The sequence below is a fragment of the Bacillus cereus group sp. BfR-BA-01430 genome (assembly GCF_022663115.1).
GTDB lineage: Bacteria > Bacillota > Bacilli > Bacillales > Bacillaceae_G > Bacillus_A > Bacillus_A cereus_BD.
Genome location: NZ_JAKUEW010000001.1, coordinates 178,371 through 201,479, shown reverse-complemented (window position 1 = coordinate 201,479; position 23,109 = coordinate 178,371). Strand labels below are relative to the sequence as shown.

Genomic DNA, 23,109 nt, shown 5'->3' with positions numbered 1-23,109 from the left:
CTATATACGATTCACCCTATTTTTGAGAAAATACTTCTTGGTATACTGGATTTAGACGAAGGTCTTGTGTGTGTTCTGCAACACCGATAAATTTCGACTCCAATTCTTCTAAAGTTGTTCCATAGAAAGTTTTCAAGGCACTCCAACGCTGCGAAAGAGTCGGGGCAATTTGCAACCTTCTTTTTTTTATTTGATCATTCCATGGACTAAAATAAAACTTTAGCACAAGGGCGGGCAAGGTATACAATTCAAATGGATAAGCGGATGAATGTCTCCCTGGTGTATAGTGTCCCTTTTTATAGTTATGGATGAATCTCCAACTCTTGGTAAGATGTGGATCATGTGGAAAATATCCATGAAACCTCTGTTTCACTAGAGGTTTAGAATACCTTGGATTAGAATAATGATTATTTAAAGGATCCACCATTAAAATCATTCGAATCGCATACATTCTTTTTTGTAGCTCATTTAATGAATGAAAGAAGCTTGTTTTATTTTGACAACAAAGAAATTCTGTAGTATTTAAAGTCATCTTCCAACCGTGCACTTCACTTTCAATATCCATAACTTCATGATCAACTTGTTCTGCATCAAACTCAGGTACCTTTGAAGTTCTCACTTCCCAGTCTGGCGCAAATATTTTACACATTTCTACCGATCGATCTGTAGAACCCCTATTAATTAAAATCCCATGATTAAAGATCTGTTTATGATGCATTAACCACCAAGGTAGCAAGTATTCTTCATTATAAAAGTGAGAGATTAAAGTTGCAATAATATCCCCCTCCTAAACGATTCTTTACTACCATATATAAGCAACCGTTTTGTCCATTATGAGAAGATTAAATATTTTTCGTTATAAAACTCTCCGTAAAGCCATATGTTATTATTGCAGATTGTTTTTCAGGGATGTCATACAACACCCTTGTTTTCAGTAACCAATTTTGGTTACTTTTTTTCATGCAAATTATCATGTGTTTTATTCATAGACCTGCTATCACTTCATATAATAATTGTTGATATGGCCATTAAAAAATGCTTTTAAACTGGGGGATTTCAGATATGAAAGCTGTAATTCTTGCTGGTGGATATGGTACTCGAATTGGTGAAGAAACACATTTGAAACCGAAGCCGATGATTGAAATTGGCACAAAGCCCATTCTTTGGCATATTATGCGTTTATTTCATTATTATGGCATTACTGAGTTTATTATTTGTCTAGGATATAAAGGCTATGCTATTAAAGAATTTTTTCTGAATTACAATTTACACATGTCTGATTTCACAATTCATTTAAAAGATAATACCATTACGAATCATTTTCATCATATAGAACCATGGCAGATTACACTCATTGATACGGGTGAAAACACTCAAACTGCTGGGCGGGTAAAAAGAATACAAAAATATATAGACGAGGATTCTTTTTTCCTCACTTACGGCGATGGATTAAGTAATGTAAATTTAAAAAAACTTGCTGAATTTCATAAAAAGCATGGAAAAATCGCCACCGTAACTGCAGTGCAACCTCCTGGTAGATTCGGTTCTCTCATTCTGAATGGCACATCTGTCTCAGCGTTTAAAGAAAAACCGCTAGGAGATGGGAACTGGATAAACGGGGGATTCTTCGTTTTAAATAAAGATGTGTTCAACTATATGAAAGATGATACATCTGTATTTGAAACCGATACTCTCGTACAGTTAGCTGCTAAAAATGAGCTCGAAGCATATCGACATACAGGCTTTTGGCATCCGATGGACACACTTCGTGATAAGAAAAAATTAGTAGAGTTGTGGGAAAGTAACTATGCTCCATGGAAGGTTTGGTAAAATGAATTCTTCAAATTTTTGGCATAAGAAAAAAGTATTTATTACTGGGCATACTGGCTTTAAAGGAACTTGGTTAACACTTTTTTTACATTCTTTAGGTGCAGAAATAACCGGCTACTCTTCTCATCCACCCTCAACACCATATTTATTCGAACAATCGAACGCTATAAAAAAATGCCGTTCATTTACAGGAGATATTACAGATTACGATTCTTTATTACAGGTCATAAAACAAAATAAACCAAATATTATTTTTCACCTAGCGGCGCAGCCGATTGTCACTGCTTCATACAAAAATCCAATTGATACATTTAAAGTAAATGTTTTAGGTACAGCGCACGTATTAGAAGCCGCCAAACATGTTGACAGCGTACAGGTTATGATTAATGTTACGAGTGATAAGTGTTATGAAAACGACGGGACAGGCAATCGAGCATTTAAAGAGAGCGATCGGTTAGGTGGGCATGATCCCTATAGCGCTAGTAAGGCTTGCGCTGAATTAGTAGCACTTTCCTATCAAAAGTCTTTCTTTCAGCATTTCCCTAAACTCGCCTCTGTAAGAGCCGGAAACGTAATTGGCGGCGGAGACTGGGCAGAAGACCGATTACTTCCAGATATGATTCGTTCTTATCTACATGGTGCAACATTAAACATTCGAAACCCTCATGCAATTCGTCCCTGGCAGCATGTATTAGATCCTCTACACGGATATATCCTTTTAGCAGAGAAGCTTTGGGATAATGATCAATATATGGATGCTTGGAATTTTGGGCCAAATCATCAAAATCACATAACAGTACATGAACTTATTCAATCTGTAAGTAAGCTATGGGATAAACCATTAAACATACTGCTCCCTACTACTCTACAACCTTATGAAGCCCCCATCTTAACACTTGATAGTACAAAGGCGATATCTGAACTTGGTTGGTCTCCAAAACTACCGATAGAAGACTCTATTTCTTGGACCATCGAATGGTACAAAAAATATGCATGTGGTGAAAACATAGAATCCTTTACAAACGATCAAATAGATGCATTTAAAAAATTATAGGGAGGCTATACAATGAATCAGAAAAAATGTCGCTTTTGTCACACATCACTAAAGAACACTTTTTTAGATTTAGGTGTTTCCCCCCTCGCAAATTCATTTATAACCTCAGAACATGCACACAAAATGGAATCTTTCTATCCATTGCATACGTTCGTTTGTCATAATTGTTTACTTGTCCAACTAGATGAATTCGAATCCCCGCAAAATATTTTTCATGATTATTTATACTTTAGCTCTTACTCCTCAAGTTGGCTATTACACGCGAAACAATACGTAGAAATGGCAATGGAACGATTCAAATTAACGAAAGACTCACAAGTCATTGAAATTGCAAGCAATGATGGATACTTACTCCAATATTTTCAAAAAGAAAAGATTCCAAGTTTAGGGATTGAACCTGCAAAAAATGTTGCCGATATTGCCATTCAAAAAGGAATCCCAACTAAAATAGAATTCTTTAGCAACAATGTCGCAAAACAATTAACAGACGAAAATTTCCAAGCTGACTTAATTATTGCAAATAACGTATTAGCTCACGTTCCTCATTTACACGATTTTATCGCCGGTTTAAAAACTTTATTGAAGCCAAATGGCAGTATAACGATTGAATTCCCACACTTATTAAATCTCATATCTTTAAAACAATTTGACACAATTTATCACGAACACTTCTCCTATTTTTCACTCATATGTCTTCAAAAGATCTTCTCTCACTATAACTTGCAAGTGATAGATGCAGAGGAACTCCCCACACATGGTGGTTCATTACGTTTATTTATACAGCATATCAACAGAGATGCAAAAATAAGTGAAAACGTATCAAGTATTATGCAAAAAGAAATGGATTACGGTTTAGATAAACTAGATTCCTATCTTCTTTTCGCTAAAGAAGTGAAACAATTAAAAATAGATATTTTAAAATTTTTTATTAAAGTACACTCTTTAAATAAACAAATGATCGGTTATGGTGCCCCAGCGAAAGGGAATACTCTATTAAATTATTGCGGCATCGGGAAAGAATTTCTTCCTTATACTGTCGATAAAAACCCTTATAAACAAAATCTATTTTTGCCAGGGACTCGCATCCCCATAAAATCAATAGAAGAAATCAAACGCACAAAACCAGATTATATTTTCATATTACCGTGGAATTTAAAGGAAGAGATTATGAAAGAATGCTCATTTATAAAGGAATGGGGCGGAAAGTTTGTTGTGGCAATTCCTAAAGTTGAAGTGATTGAATCATGAAAAAAGTCCTTGTAACGGGTGGGAATGGTTGGATTGGTAAATATGTCGTACATTTCCTTGTACAAATGGGCTATGAAGTTCACGCGACTTACAATAAAAATAAACCACCTCAGCACCTCCCTTGTCATTGGCACAAAATAAATTTACTTTGTGATGATGAAATAAAAAAACTCATATACACTCTTCAACCGAGTCATCTTGTTCTTTTAGCTTGGGAGGCTGTACCACCAAAATGTTATGAATCGATTAACAATTTTTATTGGTTCCAATCTAGCATTACATTAATCCAACATTTCTCATATTGTGGCGGCCAAAGAATTGTCGTTGCTGGCACAGGTGCAGAGTATAAATGGATAAATGGTGTATTATATGAAGATTCTAAACTTCTATGCTATAAAAACCCTTATTCTTTATGCAAAAATGCATTACATTCTTGGTTACAATCATACGCTGAACAAACAAATCTCAGTGTATGTTGGAGCCGAATTTTCCATTTATACGGCCCCCATGAACAAGGGAATCGCCTTATTTCTCACATTATTACTTCCTTATTAAAAAACGAAGAAGCTTTATGTACACACGGCGAACAATCTCGAGATTTCCTCCATGTAAGCGATGTTGCTAACGCCCTTGTCTCACTATTACATTCTCAACTTACAGGAACTGTTAACATAGCTTCTGGCCACTCTATTCAAATTAAAGAAATTGCGAATATAATCGCAAACAAAATGAATAAAGGACATTTAATTAAGTTAGGTGCCATTCCTTTTTCAAAAGATGAACCTTTATTTATCGGCGTAAGTGTTACACGTTTAAAATATGAACTAAACTGGAAACCATCATATGATATTCATTCCGGTATTGAAGAAACAATCGTATGGTGGAAAAATAACGATTCAAAAACATAATGGTAGGTATCATATCATAAGCCTTGCGCATGAATATTACTTTGCTCGTCAATAAAGTGACTTCCCACTACAGATGTTCCTTTGTTCCCATACTAATCACACTCAAGTACCGTTCTATCAAAATACATAAGATGAATGCCAAATAACAAAAAAATAAAAAGAAAATTGGTTCTATAAGTGTTGAACAATCTAAACTTATAGAACCAATTTATAAATGATTGAAAACTATTTTTAACGATCTATCATTCAAAAGTTTTCTTATTCCTGTTTACTCTTTGCCTTCATTTGTTCTTCATACACAAACTTAGCGGTCATAAAATCGTTAGGAAAATCACCTAATGCCTTTTTCATAACATTTAATTCCTCTTGTGATTTAATTTCAACACCATTTAAGACATCGAAAGCTTTGGATTGTTCATCAAGAACAAAATTCTGCGTCATATAATCATCTGGAAAATCTTGTTTTGCCTTTTCCTTAACTTTATTCATTGCCTCTGTTTTATCAATATTCTTCATAGGATTCGTAAAAGCAGCTGTATCTTGTTGTGGCTCTTCTTTCTTTTCTGGTTGAGCAGCAGGTTGTTCAGTCTCTTGTTTTGGTTCGTCTTTCTTAGGCTGCTCTTGAGATACAGATTGTGTCGTTTGAGCTGCTGGAGTCTGAACATTTCCTTGTTCTTTCTTCGCTAATTCCTCTTTTAACTTTTTCACTTCCGCATCAAGAGATTTATTTTCTGACTCTAATACAGAAATATCTCCTCTTAATTTTTCCTTTTCTTGAGAATGTTCCTCTACTAATTTATTATATTGCTCTTCAGTATAAGTAGTTTTGTTACTAGTTCTGGAGTTTCCTTTCGTTATAAAAATATTCATCGCGACAATGAATACAATTACTCCACCTAGCACACTAAAAATCAGTTTTTTATTCATTTTGATCCTCCGAAAATGTAAGATTTCCGAAGTAATCATAACAGATTTCACTAGTATTTTTTTGTCTTTTTTTGTCGAATGAAAATAGAAATACTATTAAACGATATACATGTAATACATTACAAGCAGTTCCATCTATTTTTCCACTCTCTCCTCCGCAAACTTCCCAAACTCCTTCAAAAACCGCAGCTTTATCCCTCCAACAGGCCCGTTTCGATGCTTTGCGATTTGAATTTCTGTCATATCTTTCTGCTCCGTTTCCTTATTGTAATAATCTTCTCGGTACATTAGCATAATCAAGTCCGCATCTTGTTCAATTTGCCCTGTTTCCCGTAAGTCAGATAAAAGCGGTCGTTTATCTTGCCGGGATTCTACTCCGCGGGACAATTGTGACAGTGCGATGATACACACGTTTAAATCACGTGCCATCCCTTTTAATTTACGAGAGATTTCACTCATTTCCTGAAACCGATTTCCTCTATAATTGGAGTCTCCTGTAATCAGCTGTAAGTAATCAATGATCACAAGTAACTTTTTCCCCTCATACTTTCTCTTCAGCTTCCGCACCTGCATCCAAATCTCTTGCGTTGTCACGCCTGCTTTATCATACATTTCTAAAGGTAAATCCCCAATTTCTGCAAATGCCTGGCTCGTTTTTTTCCAGTCTTCCATTGTAAAACGGTGCTTCGGATTTTTTAACCTTCCCCCAGATACTTCACCTAAGCAGGAAACCATGCGCTTTAGCAGTTGTTTATTGCTCATTTCTAAAGAAAAGATTCCAGCGGCTGCACTTGTTTTCGCCGCATGAAGCGCAATATTTAAAGCAAACGCCGTTTTTCCAATGGAAGGTCGTGCCCCAATTACAACGAAGTCGCCTTCCTGCAAGCCACATGTCATTTTATCTAACGCTGTAAAACCTGTCTGAATCCCCGTTATCTCATCTGTATCTTCATGAAGTTCCTCATACAGATTTACTAGCGTATCCTTCAAATCAAAATCAAGCGTATCAATTCCTTCTTCCAGTTCACAAAGTCTCGTAATTGTCTCACCAATAATCTTCTCATCCTTCTCCGCAAGAAGCTGTTCACACATATGATGTGCTACACTCCCAGCCTGATTCATTTTCCACGCGCTCCAAACAAGCCCCTCATAATAGGAGAAGTTTGCTGTAGTTGGGACACTCTCAATCATATTTACAAAATATTCAACGCCACCAACTTCCTGCAAAAACCGGGAATCCATCCTAGAAACAAGCGTAACAATATCAAGCGGTTGCCCGCCCTCCACTATTTCTCGCATCATCTTAAAGATCGCTTGATGTATCACGATAGAAAAATGCTGCTTCGTAAGTCGGCATTCTTTCATTCGCTCGCCTTCAAGTAGCAATGCCCCTAGTACAGTCTGTTCAGCTTCCACATTTTGAATGCTCACGGCCTCCACCCATTCTCTTGCAAGAACTTCTGCAATTCCTCTTCAGATGGTACATTTTTCTCCCACTCTTCACACTCCGCCAAAAACTTCTCTGTCTCACGCACGTCATGGCGTTCCTTCTTTCGAAACTTTGCTTCCGCTTCTTCTACTTCACTCAGCTTTGTATAGCCCTTTCTATGCCACTCTCGCAAAATCCCCTTCACATAAGCAATCGTCCGTTTATTATTTTCAAACGCAATCTGGAGTGCCTTTAACACAAGCTCCTCCGATAAATCCGCCATCCACTCGCTCAATTCCTCCGCCACATAAGGCGATACACTGCCAAAGTGCTGTTCATAAAACGTAAATATATCACGTTCTGTCTCTTCTTCCTCTACTTCCTCTTCAGCGCTATATTGCTCAACCAGTTCTGGCGTAACAATATCAGACAGATCATACGGCGACCCGAAATGCTCTAAGAGTAGCGGAATATTCATCTTCTCCTCCAAGCATTTTTTCAAAAATCTCTTTATAAACACTCCACTTTTCACAGTCTTTAACTCACGTAACACACACTTCTCTATATTCGTATTTGTAACCGGGTTATAACGTAGCCAATTGACAACGTATACTTCCTTCGTCTCCGCATCATACAATATCTTTCCATACTCAATAAAGCGCGTTAATAGCTTCTCAACCGTCTCCCGATTATAACCTGTTTCCATCTCTGCCAACCGTTTCGGAAGTGGATAAATTCCGCATTGTGTCGTCTTTGAACAAGTCAGCAAATAAAGATAAAAATAGCGCTCCTCTGGCGTTAAATCAATCACAAAATCATCCTGCCAAAAATTCACCTGCACATTACGATACACTGCCATTTCGATTCCTCCATTCCTTAATGAAACATATGTAATGAATCGTTCCATCATGTATATAGGAATCAACAAGGAAATTTGGCGGGATGATTGTATATTTTTTCACGACTACTATTCTTCGAAGAAAAGCTTGTCATTGTTTTTTATTTTGTTTCTTTTTCATGATTTATGTATGAATAGAGGGTTATAAGGGGCTTATAAGGGGGTCTTAACCAGATCGGTTCATCAAGACAAATAAGCTGGATACCATTTCCTAAGCTCTTTCCATGCAAACTCTGCCATATCCCGATGCCCTTCTTCATTCGGATGAATGCCGTCCGTCTTTACAAAATAAGAAGAATTCACAGCCTCTCTTTCATCCATGTACAAATGATAAAAGTCGATATAATGCCAACCGTTTTCGCTCGCCATATGTTTTACATCATGAATCAATTGAGATTGCTTATGCTGAAACACTTCATAACCAGCGATAGGCTCCCCGGCGCTTTGACGATTAATTCCTTCCCTATAGAGCGGAATAGGAATTCCGATTATCGGTGTAATATGATGATGAAGTGACTGTTTTACCATACTATATACATTCGCTACTATCATATTGATTGGCATGTCCCACCATAAATCATTATGACCACCCATAATGATGCAATGCGTAGCCTGAGCATTGATAACTTCGTGATAAAAACGGCCGAGCATACCCGCTGTTGTATCACCAGAAATCCCTCTATTTATAACATCAAATTTTCCTAACTCCGCTAACACCATTGGCCAAGATTTTTCTTTCTCAACACCTAATCCTTCTGTCAAACTATCTCCTATACATACAATTTTCATTCTCTTTCCTCCTCATCTATACAAATATCCCTTTAGCTAAAGAGCAAACTAGCAAATCCCCTTCATAAACACTCCTATTAAAATACTAAAACAAAGAAAAATCATATTGTGTACTTTACCATGGTATAAAGGGAAAAACGACTGCGACAATCAAAGGGGAAGATGCAATAATTCGGGAAAATCAGCACTCTATCCCCTTCATTCATTACCAATATTTTACCGCATTTTCATATCCCTTGTTACTTATTAAAGGAACAAAATAGGTTTTAATTGCTTGCTTCATTCCTTTACAGAATAAAACTGAAGTTGAATTGTTTGAAAAATAATCTCCGTTTAAGATGTTGTTATTTCAAGAAATATCTTTCTATTTCGAATTATTAGTTTTAAAATGGAAGAGATTCAAAAAAAGGAATGAACCATCCATATTCTCACTCATGGTTCATGGAACGAGTCAGGCACTTTCGCTTCTCTTAATTTATAAGTGCCCGTTCGTACAGGATGAAAAAAAGGAGGAGATAACATGAATCAAAATGTAATCGTAACATGCGCAGTAACAGGAGCTGGAGACACGACGAAAAAAAGCTCACACGTACCAGTTACCCCAAAAGAAATCGCACAAGCATCCATTGAAGCTGCGAAGGCCGGTGCCACAATCGCTCATATCCATGTACGTGATCCAAAAACGGGAGCGCTAAGTCATGATCTTGCTTTATTTAGAGAAGTAGTGGAAAGAATTCGAGAATCCGATACAGATGTTATTTTAAATATTACGGCTGGAGGCGGCGGTGATTGGATTCCAAGCGAAGAGGATCCAACAATTGGCGGTCCTGGAACGGACATGCAAACACCAGAAGAGCGTCATGAGCCTGTAGAAGCTTTATTACCTGAAATCTGTACATTAGATTGCGGAAGTCTAAATTTTGGCGACCAACTTTACGTCAGTCCAACAGATTGGCTACGCAAGCAAGCGCTCCTCATTCAAAAAAGCGGTGTGAAGCCTGAATTAGAGTGCTTTGATACCGGTCATGTTCGCTTTGCGAAACAATTAATAGAAGAAGGCCTTATCGATGGTAATCCGATGTTCCAATTTTGCCTCGGAATCCCATGGGGAGCAGAAGCGGATACAGAAACAATGCTGTATATGCGCGATAAACTTCCTGAAAATGCTCACTGGTCAGCATTTGGAATTGGCCGGATGCAACTGCAGGTGGCGATTCAGTCCATCCTTCTAGGCGGAAATGTTCGCGTAGGACTGGAGGATAACCTTTATTTAGATAAAGGCGTGCTTGCAACAAATGCACAGTTAGTAGACCGCGTTGTCACGACCATGAGCGGATTAGGTGCTACACCCATGACACCAGAAGAAGCACGGAAACAGCTAGGATTAAGAAATCCTTATGGAAAGGCGGAATAATTTGAGCTCAAATATGATTAAAAAAGTAACCGTTGTTGGAACAGGTGTTATTGGAAATGGATGGATTTCTCGTTTTCTATCACAAGGCTATGATGTCGTTGCAACTGACATCGCAGAACATGCAGAAATACGTATAAGACAAAGTGTAGAGAATGCTTGGCCAGCACTTGAAAAACAAGGATTAGCGCAAGGAGCTTCTAAAGATAGACTCACGTTCGAACCAGACTTAGCAAAAGCTGTAGCAGATGCCGATTTAATTCAAGAAAATGTCCCTGAGCGAGAAGCGTTAAAAAGAAACGTTTTAGCTGAAATTGACCGTTTCGCTAAACCGGAAGCCATTATTGCCTCAAGCACTTCCGGACTAAAGCCAAGTACGTTACAAGAAGATTGCCAACGACCGGAACGCGTCATTGTTGCACATCCATTCAATCCCGTTTATTTAATTCCACTCGTAGAATTAGTTGGCGGAAAAGCTACTTCTCCTAAAACGATAAAAATGGCAGAGCACTTTTATCAATCTATTCATATGAAACCGCTTGTCATTTCAACAGAAGTGGAAGGACATGTTGCTGACCGCCTTATGGAAGCGATATGGCGCGAAGCACTACACCTGATCAATGACGGTGTTGCCACAACGGAAGAAGTGGACGCAGCGATTATCTATGGCCCAGGATTGCGCTGGGCACTTATGGGACCGTTTCTCACCCTTCATCTTGCAGGTGGTGAACAAGGAATGAGACATATGCTGAAGCAATTTGGTCCAGCCTTACAACTGCCATGGACGAAATTAGTCGCACCAGAACTAACTACCGAACTGACCAATCAAGTCGTTGCAGGATGTGAAGCGCAAACAACTGGACATTCCATGACAGAACTAGAACAACGTCGTGATAAATTCTTAATTGAGCTGATTCAATTACTTGAAAAATATTGGCCAGGAGCAAACTTAAACGGAAAGCTTTAACAAGAAAGGAGAAAATCAATTGCCTCAAATTGAAAACCCACTTTTACAAAAAAGCGTCCAAAAAGATTGGATTGACTATAATGGGCATATGACAGATGCGGCCTACGCCGTCGTCTTCAGTATGGCCGTAGACCAATTCATGATCGAATTAGGAATCAATGCCGATTTTCGTAACAATCAGCAATATTCCATTTACACATTGGAAACGCACCTTTGCTATATAGCTGAAGCTCATGAAGGACAAGCTCTTCAAGTCAAAATCCAGCTATTAGATTATGACCCAAAACGATTGCATATCTTTTTCACAATGGAAAATGAACAAGGAGAACTACTCGCAACGAGTGAACAAATGTTGATGGGCATGGATATGAACAAAGGCCGCCCTGCCCCTTTCCCGCCTGAGATTTACACGCGTATTGAAAGGCTTGGCAAATCACATAGAAGTTTACAAAAACCGAAACAAGCTGGAAGAACAATTGGTATTCGGAGAAAATAAGAGAAAAAGATACTATCTTTCATCTTCGGTATAATGACTTATCAAAAGAATAGAATGTATGTTGTAATCAGATTGCTCATTTATTTAATCTCTCTATTATAAACTAAAGAGGTGAGATATTCGTCGATTGAATCGGCGAATATCTCACCAAGTGAAACTAAATAGAGTTTTTAGTGACTTCATTTCATACCAGACTGATCCCCAAGAACCTGCCTTTTTCATATTTACTAAGAGCATCGCATCAACGATAATGACAACAAAATAAATTGTTTACACTAGCAATTACACTTATGCTGTTTAAAATCGATTACCATACGACCTTGAATCTTACCTTGCTCCATTTCTTCGAATACATTTTGTACTTCATCTAATGAACAAGTTTGAACAACCGGCACTACTTTTCCTTCTGCACCGAACATAAATGCTTCTTCTAAGTCTTTACGAGTACCAACTAAAGAACCTACTACTTCAATTCCATTTAATACAAGTCGTGGAATGCTTAAATCCATAGTTTCTACTGGTAAACCTACCGCAACGACTTTACCGCAAGCACGGACTGCATCAACCGCTGAGTTGAAGGCCACTTTAGAAACTGCTGTTACTACAGCAGCATAAGCACCGCCAAATTCCTCTTGAATCATCTTATCAGCAAGACCTTGAGTAGTTGGATTGATTGTCATATCAGCACCAACCTTTTTAGCCAATGCTAATTTGTCATCATTGATATCTACTGCAATAACCTTTGCACCAAATACATGTTTCGCATATTGGACAGCAAGGTTACCTAATCCACCACAACCGTAGATTACGATAGATTGGCCAGGTTTAATATTGGATATTTTAATTGCTTTATATGTAGTTACACCAGCACATGTGATGGATGATGCTTGAGCAGGATCTAATCCTTCTGGTACTTTTACCGCATAATCAGCAGTAACGATACATTGTTCAGCCATACCACCATCTACTGTATAACCCGCATTCTTAACTTCACGACAAAAGGTTTCTCTACCAGTTACGCAATATTCACAACGACCACAAGATTGGAACATCCATGCGATACTTACACGGTCACCAACCTGAAGTGAAGTAACATCATCCGCAATTTTCGTTACAATTCCTATGCTCTCGTGCCCAAGAATGCGACCATCTGTGTTACCAAAGTCATGATTTGCAACGTGTAAGTCAGTATGACAAACTCCGCAATATTCTACATCTACTAACGCTTCACCTGCTCGTAACGGACGTAATTCTTTTTCGATAACTTCAATGTTTGCTTTGCTGTTTTTATTAACCACTACTGCTTTCATATGCGATCTTCCTTTCATATTTTAGAATTTCAATGAGTCCATCTAACAACTTTTATCTACACCGCTATAACCAATACTTGCACCAAATGTAAGAGCTACATTTCAATTACAGGTTAATCATAGCACAAGATTCTGAAAATAAATTATATAATATTGAAAAAATTCTAACTTTTAAGTTTTGGAATAATAATTGATTGCACAAATCTCTACTTTGTAAAGCCTAATATAAGAGACTACATTTCTTTCTACTGTTTCCCTTTAATAAGAGGACCGCCACATTGCTAGCAAACTAACAAAATAAAATTCCCGTTAACATGAAAAAATATGCTGCAATTTGAACATTACGAATCCCACATTAAAACGGATTTGCCTTTGTTTTTCACAAGTTGAAAGAACACTTACCATATCTATCGGATGGCGCTGCCTCTCTTTATACATACTGGATTTAGCTCAAATAACAAAATCGGCAGAGGCTGTCTCATTATTGAGATAACAGCTAACTTTTCGATACATACACAAAAACTATATAAACGAATGGTCAGAATCCATTTTAATTCAATGATGTTTCTTACGCCTTTCTACACTCTTATTAAGAAAGGAAAAGGACTAGGTTGCAGCACCTAATCCTTTTCCTACGTTTATTTTTGTTTTACGAAATGGGATGTTTAGAAATTCTTACCATCAAACAGTTGCATTTTATTCTCTCCAAAGTTTTGTACTTTTCATGTGATAATCTGTCTTTCTATATCAATAGCTTTACCGTCTACACACGCCTAGTTCATAGTTACTATTCGACGTTGACATATAAGAGACACAAAATGCTTACTACGATTATTTAATAAATACTTTCATAATTTGATTTGCGGAGGCTGTATCTAAACGCCATTGATTTTTCCCTTGTTTCAGCATAGTAATTTTAACTATTTCTTCCGTATCACTAGGTCTTGCTTCTGGTATTAACTGTACTGCATAATCGAATAATTTCTTCGTTAGCTCCTCTTCTGTGATATTTGGATTTTGATTTGCGATTGTCATCCCTTCACTTTGAACTTTAGATCTCAAATCGTTCAATATAATTGGTTTCGCTTTTAATTCAACTTGCGCTTTATCTCCATTTTGGGATATTACCTTCGTTTCAAATTTCACATTTTTTTGAAATGCTGTTTTTAAAGCTTTAAAGTAATTTAACAACCCTTGCTCATCGATTTGATTGTTAAAGATTCTATCATTTGTACTTTTAAAAGAAGATTCTACTTCTTTCACAAACGCAGTACCATCTTCACCTGATAAATCATTAATTTTATCAGAATCTTTATCATAGAAGGCTGCATTTAAATATGCACTCAAAGCCTCAGCAGGTCTTTGTAACTCTTTTGCTTTTTTCGCCAATTCTTTTCCTTGAATTTTAAATGAAATTTTCTCTTCTTTTTCTTTTTTCGGATCCATTACAAACTTTTTATAAACCAATTCATAAGAAGCAGAATCTTTCACATCATAATAAATGGCTCCAGATACTTTTCTCCCCTTATCGACGTCTCCCCCTTTTAACATATTTGGATCTGACGTATAATACAGGTTCGTTTTCTCATCTTTTTGATATAACGAAAAATCTTGTGGCAACATTTTAATTACCTTATCACCTTTATTTTTCAAACTTACATTCACCTTTAAAATTCTATCATTTGTTTGCTTCGTAAATTGTTCTGGTAAGACAAATTCCGCACTTTCCAATTTCAGCTCAACATTTTGTGTTTTTCCTGTATCCCCAACTTCGTATACCTTATTCTCTTTTACTTCCGTCGCACTTTCAGATGAACTGCAACCACTTACAAAACCTACCGTAAGAATAGCGGCAAAACAAACACTCATAAACTGTTTAATCTTCATGCTGCATTTCCACCTTTCCCCTTAATCCCCTTATTTTTTTCTCAACATTCCTATTTTATAACAAAAATCAAAAAAATTGCACATATCTTAATTTTCATTCGTATTACATACTGTTAGGAGATGATCTTTTTCCTCACTAGCCGTCAGACTTCCCCCCTGTTCAACTTTAATGCAGATTCAGCATCATTCGTATCCAGCCATTTTTGTCCAAATAAAGAAATAACAGCTGGAATCGGACATTCCTTAAGGAAAGCTAAAGTGTATTCATCTTCCATATTCAATTCATCACTAAGCTGAGCAAAGAAATCCATAATAATTTTTTACCATTCTCATCTCGCAACCATTCTTTTGTTAAGCTTTTTCGTGTAAATACAGGTTTCTTCACTTCAGTTGATGTTACATGAATTGTAGTTGATAAACGAATATCTGCTACAGAACGTCCAACGAAAATATCAAATAATCCTGTTTCAACACGCTATCCTTGAGAGGCTACGTCATAGAATGTAAAATCACGTTTCGCTAATGTAAAAGTAATCTGCTTTTCTTGACCAGATTGTAAATGAATTTTCTCGAATTTCTTTAGTTCTTTTAATGGTCGGATTTCACTCGATTCACGATCGCGGATATACAGTTGGACTACTTCCATTCCGGCCATTTCTCCACGATTGCGAACTGTTACACATACTTCAACTGTTTCATTATCGTTGATTGCTTCTTTATTTACTTGAATCGACTCATACGTAAATTCTGTATAAGATAATCCATGTCCAAATGGGAATAGTGGCTTCATATTCTTTTTATCATAATAGCGATAGCCAATGAAGATTCCTTCATGATAATGAACTTTTCCATTTTCTCCTGGGTAAGTTAAGTGTGCTGGATTATGGGCGATATGTTCAGGAAATGTTTCAGATAGCTTACCTGATGGATTAGCGAATCCAAATAAAATATCAGTAATCGCACTTCCTCCTGCTTGTCCAGCGAACCACCCTTCCACTAAAGCAGGTACTTGCTCTACCCAGTCAGTCATTGTCAATGGCGAACCATTCGATAAGACAACTGCTGTATTAGGTTGTTCGCGTACAACAGATAAGATAAGATGAACCTGCGAATCTGGTAATTCAGTCACTTCTTTATCAAATCCCTCTGCTTCTTCTAACTCTTCTGGTATTCCCGCAAAAATAATAACTTTATCTACTTGTTTTGCTAAAGCAATCGCTTCTTGCTGATTCATTTCATTTTGACTTGCATCAAAATCATCATACCCATCCACATAATGAATTGTAATATCATCACCAGCAATTTCCTTCATTTTTTCCAGTGGAATGTCTAAGCGATATGGCGTAACCATTGCACTTCCTCCTTTACCACCAATTCGAGGAGAAATAGCCGGTTTGCCAATCACTAAAACTGATTTGGTTTGTTCTTTTTGAATCGGTAAGATAGCGTTATCATTTTTCAATAACACAGTTCCTTCAATTGCTACTTGTTTTGCGATGAAATGATGTTGGTCGAAATCATAAGCATCTTTCGCAAGTTTTTTCCCTTCCATCGCTTTCACAACGAGTTCCAGAATACGTTTCACACTAGCATCAACTACAGCTTCATCGACTTCGCCATTACGAATCTGTGTAATAAGTTGTTTTTGTTTAGAAAGAGATGGTCCAGGCATTTCGCACTAATTTTCCCTCCAAAATACTAACCCCCAGTAAACGAATACTTCTAGTTTACTTGAAAGTTGAATTTTTTTGGCGAAAGTGTAAAAAATATCTTAGCGAAAACTGTCAATTTTGTTTTAGCGTTTACAATAGGAAGACCTCTTTTCTATGGATTCTTATGTGGTAAATCCATTCTACTAGAGAGGGTCTTCTTTTTTATATTTATTCATTTACACAAAATATTTTATACTCTCGAAACCCTTTAAATTAGTAACATTTAAGACTATTTCAATAAAATGTTATAAAATAGTAATTATACATGGTATGAATAGGATTCAGGTATTAGGGGGGCAAGAAAATCAAAGAAAAATTGATGGGCCTAGTAAGGATTATAAGCACAGGTAAAGCATTCAGTATTAAAAAGGATAAATTAATTTAGGAAGTGATAAGTTTAATGTATTTTTTGAAATATGAAAATAGTAAAACATATAATAATCTAATGAGAAATGAGTGATTAAATGTTTGAAAATAGTACTTGTATAGATAATGATTTGGAAAAAGATATTCAAATTAATATGGATTCTTTTAATCAATTTAAAAACTTATCAGTATATTCCATAGGGAAAGTTATAGGTGTGAATCCTTTGCTTATGGGGCCACATTTAGGAACAGCTTCATTAGTGAAGGAAATGTTCACTTATGCAGGATTAGAAAATCTATTGAAAAAATATAAAAAGAACAATATTTCCGTCAAAACTATACGCTTACAAGAAAATGGAGTTCCAAAAGAACCAATGTCTTTCGAACAAATTGATTTTCAAAAAGTAGCAGAAGAACAGTGGGAAGACAGCTTCATTAGAAATAAATTTACAAATACATCTTTTCTTTTTATAGTTTTCGAGACACAAGATGACGTGCTCTATTTCAAAGGAATAAAGAGTTGGAAGATGCCTAGCCTCATCCTTGAAACAGAAGGCAAAGATTTCTGGGCTCATTTACATAATACAATTTTAACAGGCGTAACATTAACACCTGTTAAACAAAAAAGCAAAACCATCATTGAAAATAATCTTCCGGGTATAAAAGACAATAAAGTAATGCATACTCGCCCTAAAGCTGCTAACGGTAACGATAAAACAGCATTGCCAGATGGACAGTTAATTACAAAACAGTGTTATTGGCTGGATTCTAATTTTATTGGTGACGTAGTATCTGATTTGCCTCCTTTAGAGATAGAGAATTCTATCGAAAAATCTGTGCTACAATTGTTACCTAGCGAGCTAGAGTTAGTTAAGTCAAGTATTCAAAAAGAAGTTTACACGATAGAAGAATTTTATAATCTTGCTAAGAGGCTTATACCTCGATTTAATATATTTGAAATCAATGAAAAACTTTTAAACGCTATAGGATTTAAAATAAGTCCACCTTATATTTTTAATAAAAAATATAAAAAGATAAATAATTTTTTTAATGATGCTATTTTCAGCCAAAAATATTTTGCTGTACCCGATAAAGCTATCTTTCAAACTGATTTTTTCCAAAGGTACCTTAAAAACTTGGAAAAATCACTTTCCATCGTTAAAGTAGATAGCACTTCCTATATTACGAAAAACACAATGGAATCAGCGGATCTTAAAAAGAAAGATCTAGAATCTTATCAAGCAGCTGTTTTTAGTGCAATTAAGGGTCAGGGGTATTTTACTTATAAGTCTCTAAAGAAATCTGGTTTTTCTCATGAAATAGATGAATATGGATTCGATTCTATTTTTTATGAATCCATTATTACTCAAATTTCATATCTAAAATCTATAAAATTGTTCGGTACTCTATTTTTTAGAGAATCCAACCGTAAATTAAAAAGCGAACAGTTCTTTATGTTTATTTTAGAGCAAAGTAAAGTCTCTTCACTAAAGTTAGGTCAAATTTGTAGTATTTTGGAGGAACTTTTTTCAGAATCAGTCTCTTACGATGAGTTAGAAAAAATGCTGCTAAGATATGAAAAAAAACCTTATTATTCAGTAGAATTAGAGCGACTATTTATAGATAAAACAGGGTATATAAATTACCTCCGCCAATAAACAAAAGGTGCTTAGTAAGCTTCTGTTTTACTAAGCACCTTTTTATTTTTTCTAGTGTTAATTTACGCTTAATTATTATGACATGTTCCTCAGTGAATCTAAAATGAATTTTAAAATGTAAAGGAGCGATTTTCCCATCTCCAACTTTAGTTATCAAATAAAGCTAAAATTTCTATTAGATTTACTTCTGGATCGGGCTCAAGAACGCCTCTTTCAATAGCATCTATCATCCTTTTTTCTTTGTCTTTTAATCTATAGTAAATGCGCTCATCAATTGTATTTCGTTCGCCTTCATTCCCCTGTAACATAAAGTAATAATACTGAGTGTAATCCGTATTCTTTAAGCCTAAACGGTGTATACGATCCCTAGATTGTAACATGTGTGTAAGATTAAATGAATATTCCAGGTAGATTGCATCATGGCAAGTATGATGTAATGAAACAGATTCTGCCAATGTATGAGGATTGGTTACTAATACATCAATCTCTTTATTCAAGAATGCCTTAATCATCTTATCACGTTCATCTTGAGGGGTGCTTCCATATATAACGCCTGCTTTAATACCTTTCATACGTAAATCTTGATATATTTTGTCAATAGTATCTACAAACATACACCAAATAATAGATTGCTTTTTATCAGAATGTAACTTCTCTGCTAATCTTAGAGCATCATAATACTTTGACGTTTTAGGAATTCGTTTAATAAGTTCAATCTCTTCTTGAGTAAATACTACTGCATCTGAATCCATATCTTTCCATGGATTATTTTCCTCTCCGTACATTTCAATGTAGTCTAATGATTTTAATAATAACTCTGGATTAGCCGAGGCCTGAATGAGGCGTATGTATAAATGAAAAGCATTTCCTCCATATTTACGATAAAGCATATTAATGATTTCTTGTTCTTCATGTGATGCAGGAACTTGTACCAGTTCATCTTCATTAACTTGTGGTACTTCAAGTTCCTTTTTAGTAGTTCTCCAAAAGAAAGGATATAGTTTATCATTAATTTTTTCTACCATAACAGGACTAGGTTCCTTTAAATCGTTCTTGTTAAAATTAAAGAATATTTTATATTCTTCATCATACAAAATGTTTAATAGGTTATATATATCCTGATAAGTATTTGGTATTGGTGTTCCTGTTAATGCATACTTATAGCCAGCCTTGGTAGAAATCCGTTTGGCTGCTTGAGCCCTTATACTAGTTAAGCCTTTGATTTTATGTACTTCATCAAATACCAGCATCGTACGAGAGTCTATTATATCGAGTAGTACAGATTCATATTTAGGCAATGCTTCATAGTTCACTAAAATCAAATTCCGATCTCCACTTTCCAGTCGGAATTCAAATTCGCTTAGTTTAGTTAACTGTACATCTAAACAGGCCAATGTTTTTTTGTCGGCAAAATTCGCTTTGAATTCATCTCTCCATGATAAGAATGAGTTTTTGGGACCAATCATAACAATTTTATCAACTTTATTAATTATAGGCGAATTTAAATACGCAAATGTCCCATAAATCATTGATGTTTTGCCTGCTCCTGGTACAGAAAAATTCGCAGCATTTTTCATTTCATACATATAAAATGCACTCCACATTTGTTTAGGGCGCAGAGTTCTTTCTAATTCATTGTTGACGATATTTTTAAATTTTTCAAATCGATTTTCGATAAGTGGATTCGGCTCTTTTTCATAATATTTAATAGCTGTTCCATAATCCGCACGTTCTTTTATGAAATAAGACACAGTGGATAAATATTCTTTCAATGACTTACTAACAATAAATTCGAATTTTTTTCTCTTTGCATATTTCTCTAGAATTTTGATTACGGCGTTCATTTCAATATATGTTAAATCGGGTGAAAAATTTGGATAGCCTCCATCATAATATGGTAATAATTTTTGAGAAATTACCATGTCTTTATCAGAGATTTTATAAGAGCTTAAATTATCGTATAATACGATTTTATTTCCTTCATAATCTAAAATTAATGCATCATCGGTTAATGTTTCTGTATTCAAGATTACTCTCCCCTTGTCAAACTGGATAACCTTCTTTTTTACTATTTCATTGATTTCCTTTACATAAACTAAAGAACTACTATCTGTAGAACTCCATAGTTTTTCAAACTCGAGTTCTGCCCTATATAACTTTTGCATATCAAAGTCTGAACACAACCAAGACGCTGTAATATCAAATGCTTCATAATTTGCTTTAATTGCGGCTTCTGTTTCATTATTCGAACCTGTAAAATAGATGACATTTCCATTATCATCTTTACATAATCCAAACTTAGAATGAAAAATTCCTTTTTTAGTAAATCCAATTTTTACATCTACGTATCCTTTTGCTATTAAATGTGCTAAATTACAAAAGTTTTTCTCTTCCTGAATTGTTAACTCATCTTCTAATCTAGTTAGGATATGATTTTTTAATTCTTCACGTAATGCATATCCTTTTTTAATAGATTCAAAGTCCTCTTCACTAATCTCTAGAGAAACAATTAAACGCATTTTTCCTCCATTACCAATTAAGCCCGAAAGCCCCTTGGCATAGGCTGCCAAGGCTTTCGAGCTGAAATATGCGCTTACACGGTCATATACTTTCGCTACAGATAAAACTGGATTATAAAATTCCTCTGCAAGGTCAGAGGTATCTGTATAATATGAAGGATATAGAGTAAGCTGATTAAACATTCAGAGCCTCACCAAATTCCTTCAATTTTTTCTGCACTTCTTCGAATACTGTTAGAAATTCTTGCTCTGTAGCAGGGTCCATATATTTTACCTGGTCAACTTCAATACGTTTTAAATCTTCAAATGCTTTACTTAATAAGTCTACAGGTTTCGCCTTCGCAAGTATTAAGCGAGTATCCTCTACGTGCTTTTCAATTATTTTCTGTGCTTTTTGACGTACATCTGCTAAGTCCCTACCTAATTCTTTTACACTATTCACATCAACTGCGTCTAAATTCTGAAAAGCCTCGTAAACGTCCTCTACAGTATCCTCAAACTGATTTAAAAACTCCTCACGATTTGTTGCTTTGATAATAAATTTGCCAATCTCACGAATATCACGAGTCATGTCGCCTTTACTTTCTGATTCGTTTAATTTTCGCTTAGCAAATATAGCTGTAAATAAGGCATTTCTGATGCGAAGATATTCAGCCTGTTCACTTTTATCTTGGTGGTCTTCTAATAAGATTGTACGAACATCAATTCCTTTGAGTTGCCCTTCTAAAATACGTACCATTTCTTGGAGTGGTCCATCAAGTGCTAAATCACGCGCAATATAGTATTTTTTATCTGCATTAATATAATTTAAAAATTGAACCATTAACTCAGCTTTCTTCATCAATAGTTCGACTTCAGCTGGTTTTTTGTTTATATTTTCCCCATATTCAAGTTCAGAGAACAATTTATTTTCAATTAAGTCACGATAAACATCGACTAGATTATCAATTGGATTATAATCTACAGGTTTTTCTTCAGCATGTTGTAAGTTTAGTTCTAATCGTTTAATATCACGTTCTTCTAATCCTTCATCTGGATTAAGAATGATTGCTTCAAAGTATACATCTTTACCTTCACGTTTTAATTGACGTAACGCTGTAAAACGTCTATTTCCATCGATAATGCGTCCGTCGTTTAATACAACACCCGCCACTTTTTGTTTAAAAAGTTTAATATTATTCTTCGTAGCTTTTAGTGCTTCAGGATTTGAGTTATAGATGAACTTTTCTAAAACATTATTGTAATCTTCTAGGGATGATTTATTAAGTGTGTTCCCATTTGAAATATATTCACTAATATAAGTTGAAATTCGTCCGTTTTGATCATTGTAATGACATAAATCTAATGGAATAATGGCTATTCGATATTCCCCTGTTTGGCCTTTAATTGTTAACTTACGTGTTGCAGTTGTCATCTTTATTTTAGATCCAACTAATTCATTTAAATTAATCTGCATTATATATATCTCCCTATAAGTAAGTTTCTTTTTCAACGCTTAGTTTATTCCATGTTTCTTTTCTACAATATACAGATAATTATGCCCTAATCAAATTATAGTAACTTTTTCATTTATAAAATGAGATATTATTTGATACACAAAACTGTTATGTATAAGATGGAATATTATTATAAAATTAGTATTATTTTAGAGTATTAGATTTCCTTAAATAATACATATCATTAGTATCTCTAAATCAACA

At 35.4% G+C, this 23,109-nt stretch carries 18 protein-coding genes and 1 pseudogene; 8 read left to right on the top strand and 11 right to left on the bottom strand.

Annotation, left to right across the window (positions count from 1 at the left end):
* Window positions 1-16 precede the first annotated feature (16 nt).
* The gene (locus MR058_RS01055; protein WP_242142811.1) at window positions 17-778 is read right to left on the bottom strand and encodes a glycosyltransferase family 2 protein; all 762 of its coding nucleotides are present in this window, start codon (window positions 776-778) and stop codon (window positions 17-19) included.
* A gap of 284 nt (window positions 779-1,062) precedes the next feature.
* On the opposite strand from MR058_RS01055, the gene rfbF reads away from it, so the two are divergent.
* The 4 genes and pseudogenes from rfbF (at window position 1,063) to MR058_RS01035 (ending at window position 5,095) form a co-directional block, all read left to right on the top strand.
* Window positions 1,063-1,830 (top strand): glucose-1-phosphate cytidylyltransferase, encoded by a 768-nt coding sequence (gene rfbF / locus MR058_RS01050; protein WP_242142044.1) that lies wholly within the window; start codon window positions 1,063-1,065, stop codon window positions 1,828-1,830.
* A gap of 1 nt (window position 1,831) precedes the next feature.
* A complete protein-coding gene (gene rfbG / locus MR058_RS01045) occupies window positions 1,832-2,884 on the top strand; it encodes a CDP-glucose 4,6-dehydratase (RefSeq protein ID WP_242142043.1) in 1,053 nt (350 codons plus the stop codon).
* Between the two features lie 12 nt (window positions 2,885-2,896).
* Window positions 2,897-4,132: a class I SAM-dependent methyltransferase gene (locus MR058_RS01040; protein ID WP_242142042.1), complete on the top strand. Its 1,236-nt coding sequence runs from the start codon at window positions 2,897-2,899 to the stop codon at window positions 4,130-4,132.
* Window positions 4,129-5,095: pseudogene (locus MR058_RS01035) on the top strand (NAD-dependent epimerase/dehydratase family protein). Before MR058_RS01040 ends, MR058_RS01035 begins: the two are co-directional and overlap by 4 nt.
* Before the next feature lie 203 nt (window positions 5,096-5,298).
* Here MR058_RS01035 and MR058_RS01030 read toward each other — a convergent pair.
* From MR058_RS01030 to MR058_RS01015, 4 genes are all read right to left on the bottom strand, one after another.
* The gene (locus MR058_RS01030) at window positions 5,299-5,967 is read right to left on the bottom strand and encodes a hypothetical protein (protein WP_242142040.1); all 669 of its coding nucleotides are present in this window, start codon (window positions 5,965-5,967) and stop codon (window positions 5,299-5,301) included.
* Between the two features lie 135 nt (window positions 5,968-6,102).
* Window positions 6,103-7,398: a replicative DNA helicase gene (dnaB, locus tag MR058_RS01025; RefSeq protein WP_242142038.1), complete on the bottom strand. Its 1,296-nt coding sequence runs from the start codon at window positions 7,396-7,398 to the stop codon at window positions 6,103-6,105.
* Window positions 7,395-8,255, bottom strand: a complete 861-nt coding sequence (locus MR058_RS01020) for a DnaD domain-containing protein (RefSeq protein ID WP_242142036.1) — start codon at window positions 8,253-8,255, stop codon at window positions 7,395-7,397. The genes dnaB and MR058_RS01020 overlap by 4 nt, the downstream gene beginning before the upstream one ends.
* 222 nt (window positions 8,256-8,477) lie before the next feature.
* Window positions 8,478-9,083 (bottom strand): SGNH/GDSL hydrolase family protein, encoded by a 606-nt coding sequence (locus tag MR058_RS01015; RefSeq protein WP_242142035.1) that lies wholly within the window; start codon window positions 9,081-9,083, stop codon window positions 8,478-8,480.
* Between the two features lie 520 nt (window positions 9,084-9,603).
* Between MR058_RS01015 and MR058_RS01010 the strand changes: the two genes are divergently transcribed.
* From MR058_RS01010 to MR058_RS01000, 3 genes are read left to right on the top strand one after another with little or no spacing between them, the layout of a single operon-like run.
* Window positions 9,604-10,497, top strand: a complete 894-nt coding sequence (locus MR058_RS01010) for a beta-keto acid cleavage family enzyme (RefSeq protein ID WP_242142033.1) — start codon at window positions 9,604-9,606, stop codon at window positions 10,495-10,497.
* A complete protein-coding gene (locus tag MR058_RS01005) occupies window positions 10,481-11,461 on the top strand; it encodes an L-carnitine dehydrogenase (RefSeq protein ID WP_242142031.1) in 981 nt (326 codons plus the stop codon). The genes MR058_RS01010 and MR058_RS01005 overlap by 17 nt, the downstream gene beginning before the upstream one ends.
* Window positions 11,462-11,480: 19 nt before the next feature.
* Window positions 11,481-11,957: a thioesterase family protein gene (locus MR058_RS01000; RefSeq protein WP_242142029.1), complete on the top strand. Its 477-nt coding sequence runs from the start codon at window positions 11,481-11,483 to the stop codon at window positions 11,955-11,957.
* Window positions 11,958-12,232: 275 nt separating this feature from the next.
* Here MR058_RS01000 and adhP read toward each other — a convergent pair whose 3' ends face one another.
* The 4 genes from adhP to MR058_RS00980 all read right to left on the bottom strand — a co-directional run bounded on the left by adhP (window position 12,233) and on the right by MR058_RS00980 (window position 16,826).
* Window positions 12,233-13,267 carry an alcohol dehydrogenase AdhP gene (gene adhP, locus MR058_RS00995; RefSeq protein WP_242142027.1) on the bottom strand — a complete coding sequence of 345 codons (1,035 nt, stop codon included), beginning with the start codon at window positions 13,265-13,267 and terminating at the stop codon, window positions 12,233-12,235.
* Between the two features lie 831 nt (window positions 13,268-14,098).
* Window positions 14,099-15,154 (bottom strand): DUF5105 domain-containing protein, encoded by a 1,056-nt coding sequence (locus MR058_RS00990; protein WP_242142026.1) that lies wholly within the window; start codon window positions 15,152-15,154, stop codon window positions 14,099-14,101.
* Between the two features lie 143 nt (window positions 15,155-15,297).
* A complete protein-coding gene (locus MR058_RS00985; RefSeq protein WP_242142024.1) occupies window positions 15,298-15,465 on the bottom strand; it encodes a hypothetical protein in 168 nt (55 codons plus the stop codon).
* 164 nt (window positions 15,466-15,629) lie between these two features.
* Complete coding sequence (locus MR058_RS00980; RefSeq protein ID WP_242142022.1) at window positions 15,630-16,826, bottom strand: glycoside hydrolase family 3 C-terminal domain-containing protein; 1,197 nt, start codon at window positions 16,824-16,826, stop codon at window positions 15,630-15,632.
* Between the two features lie 504 nt (window positions 16,827-17,330).
* Between MR058_RS00980 and MR058_RS00975 the strand changes: the two genes are divergently transcribed.
* Window positions 17,331-18,890: a MutH/Sau3AI family endonuclease gene (locus MR058_RS00975; RefSeq protein ID WP_242142020.1), complete on the top strand. Its 1,560-nt coding sequence runs from the start codon at window positions 17,331-17,333 to the stop codon at window positions 18,888-18,890.
* A gap of 146 nt (window positions 18,891-19,036) precedes the next feature.
* Here the strand turns inward: MR058_RS00975 and MR058_RS00970 are convergent, their stop codons facing one another.
* Window positions 19,037-21,592, bottom strand: coding sequence for an SNF2-related protein (locus MR058_RS00970; protein ID WP_242142019.1), 2,556 nt, complete (start codon window positions 21,590-21,592; stop codon window positions 19,037-19,039).
* Window positions 21,585-22,865, bottom strand: coding sequence for a ParB/RepB/Spo0J family partition protein (locus MR058_RS00965; protein ID WP_242142017.1), 1,281 nt, complete (start codon window positions 22,863-22,865; stop codon window positions 21,585-21,587). The genes MR058_RS00970 and MR058_RS00965 overlap by 8 nt, the downstream gene beginning before the upstream one ends.
* Between the last annotated feature and the right edge of the window lie 244 nt (window positions 22,866-23,109).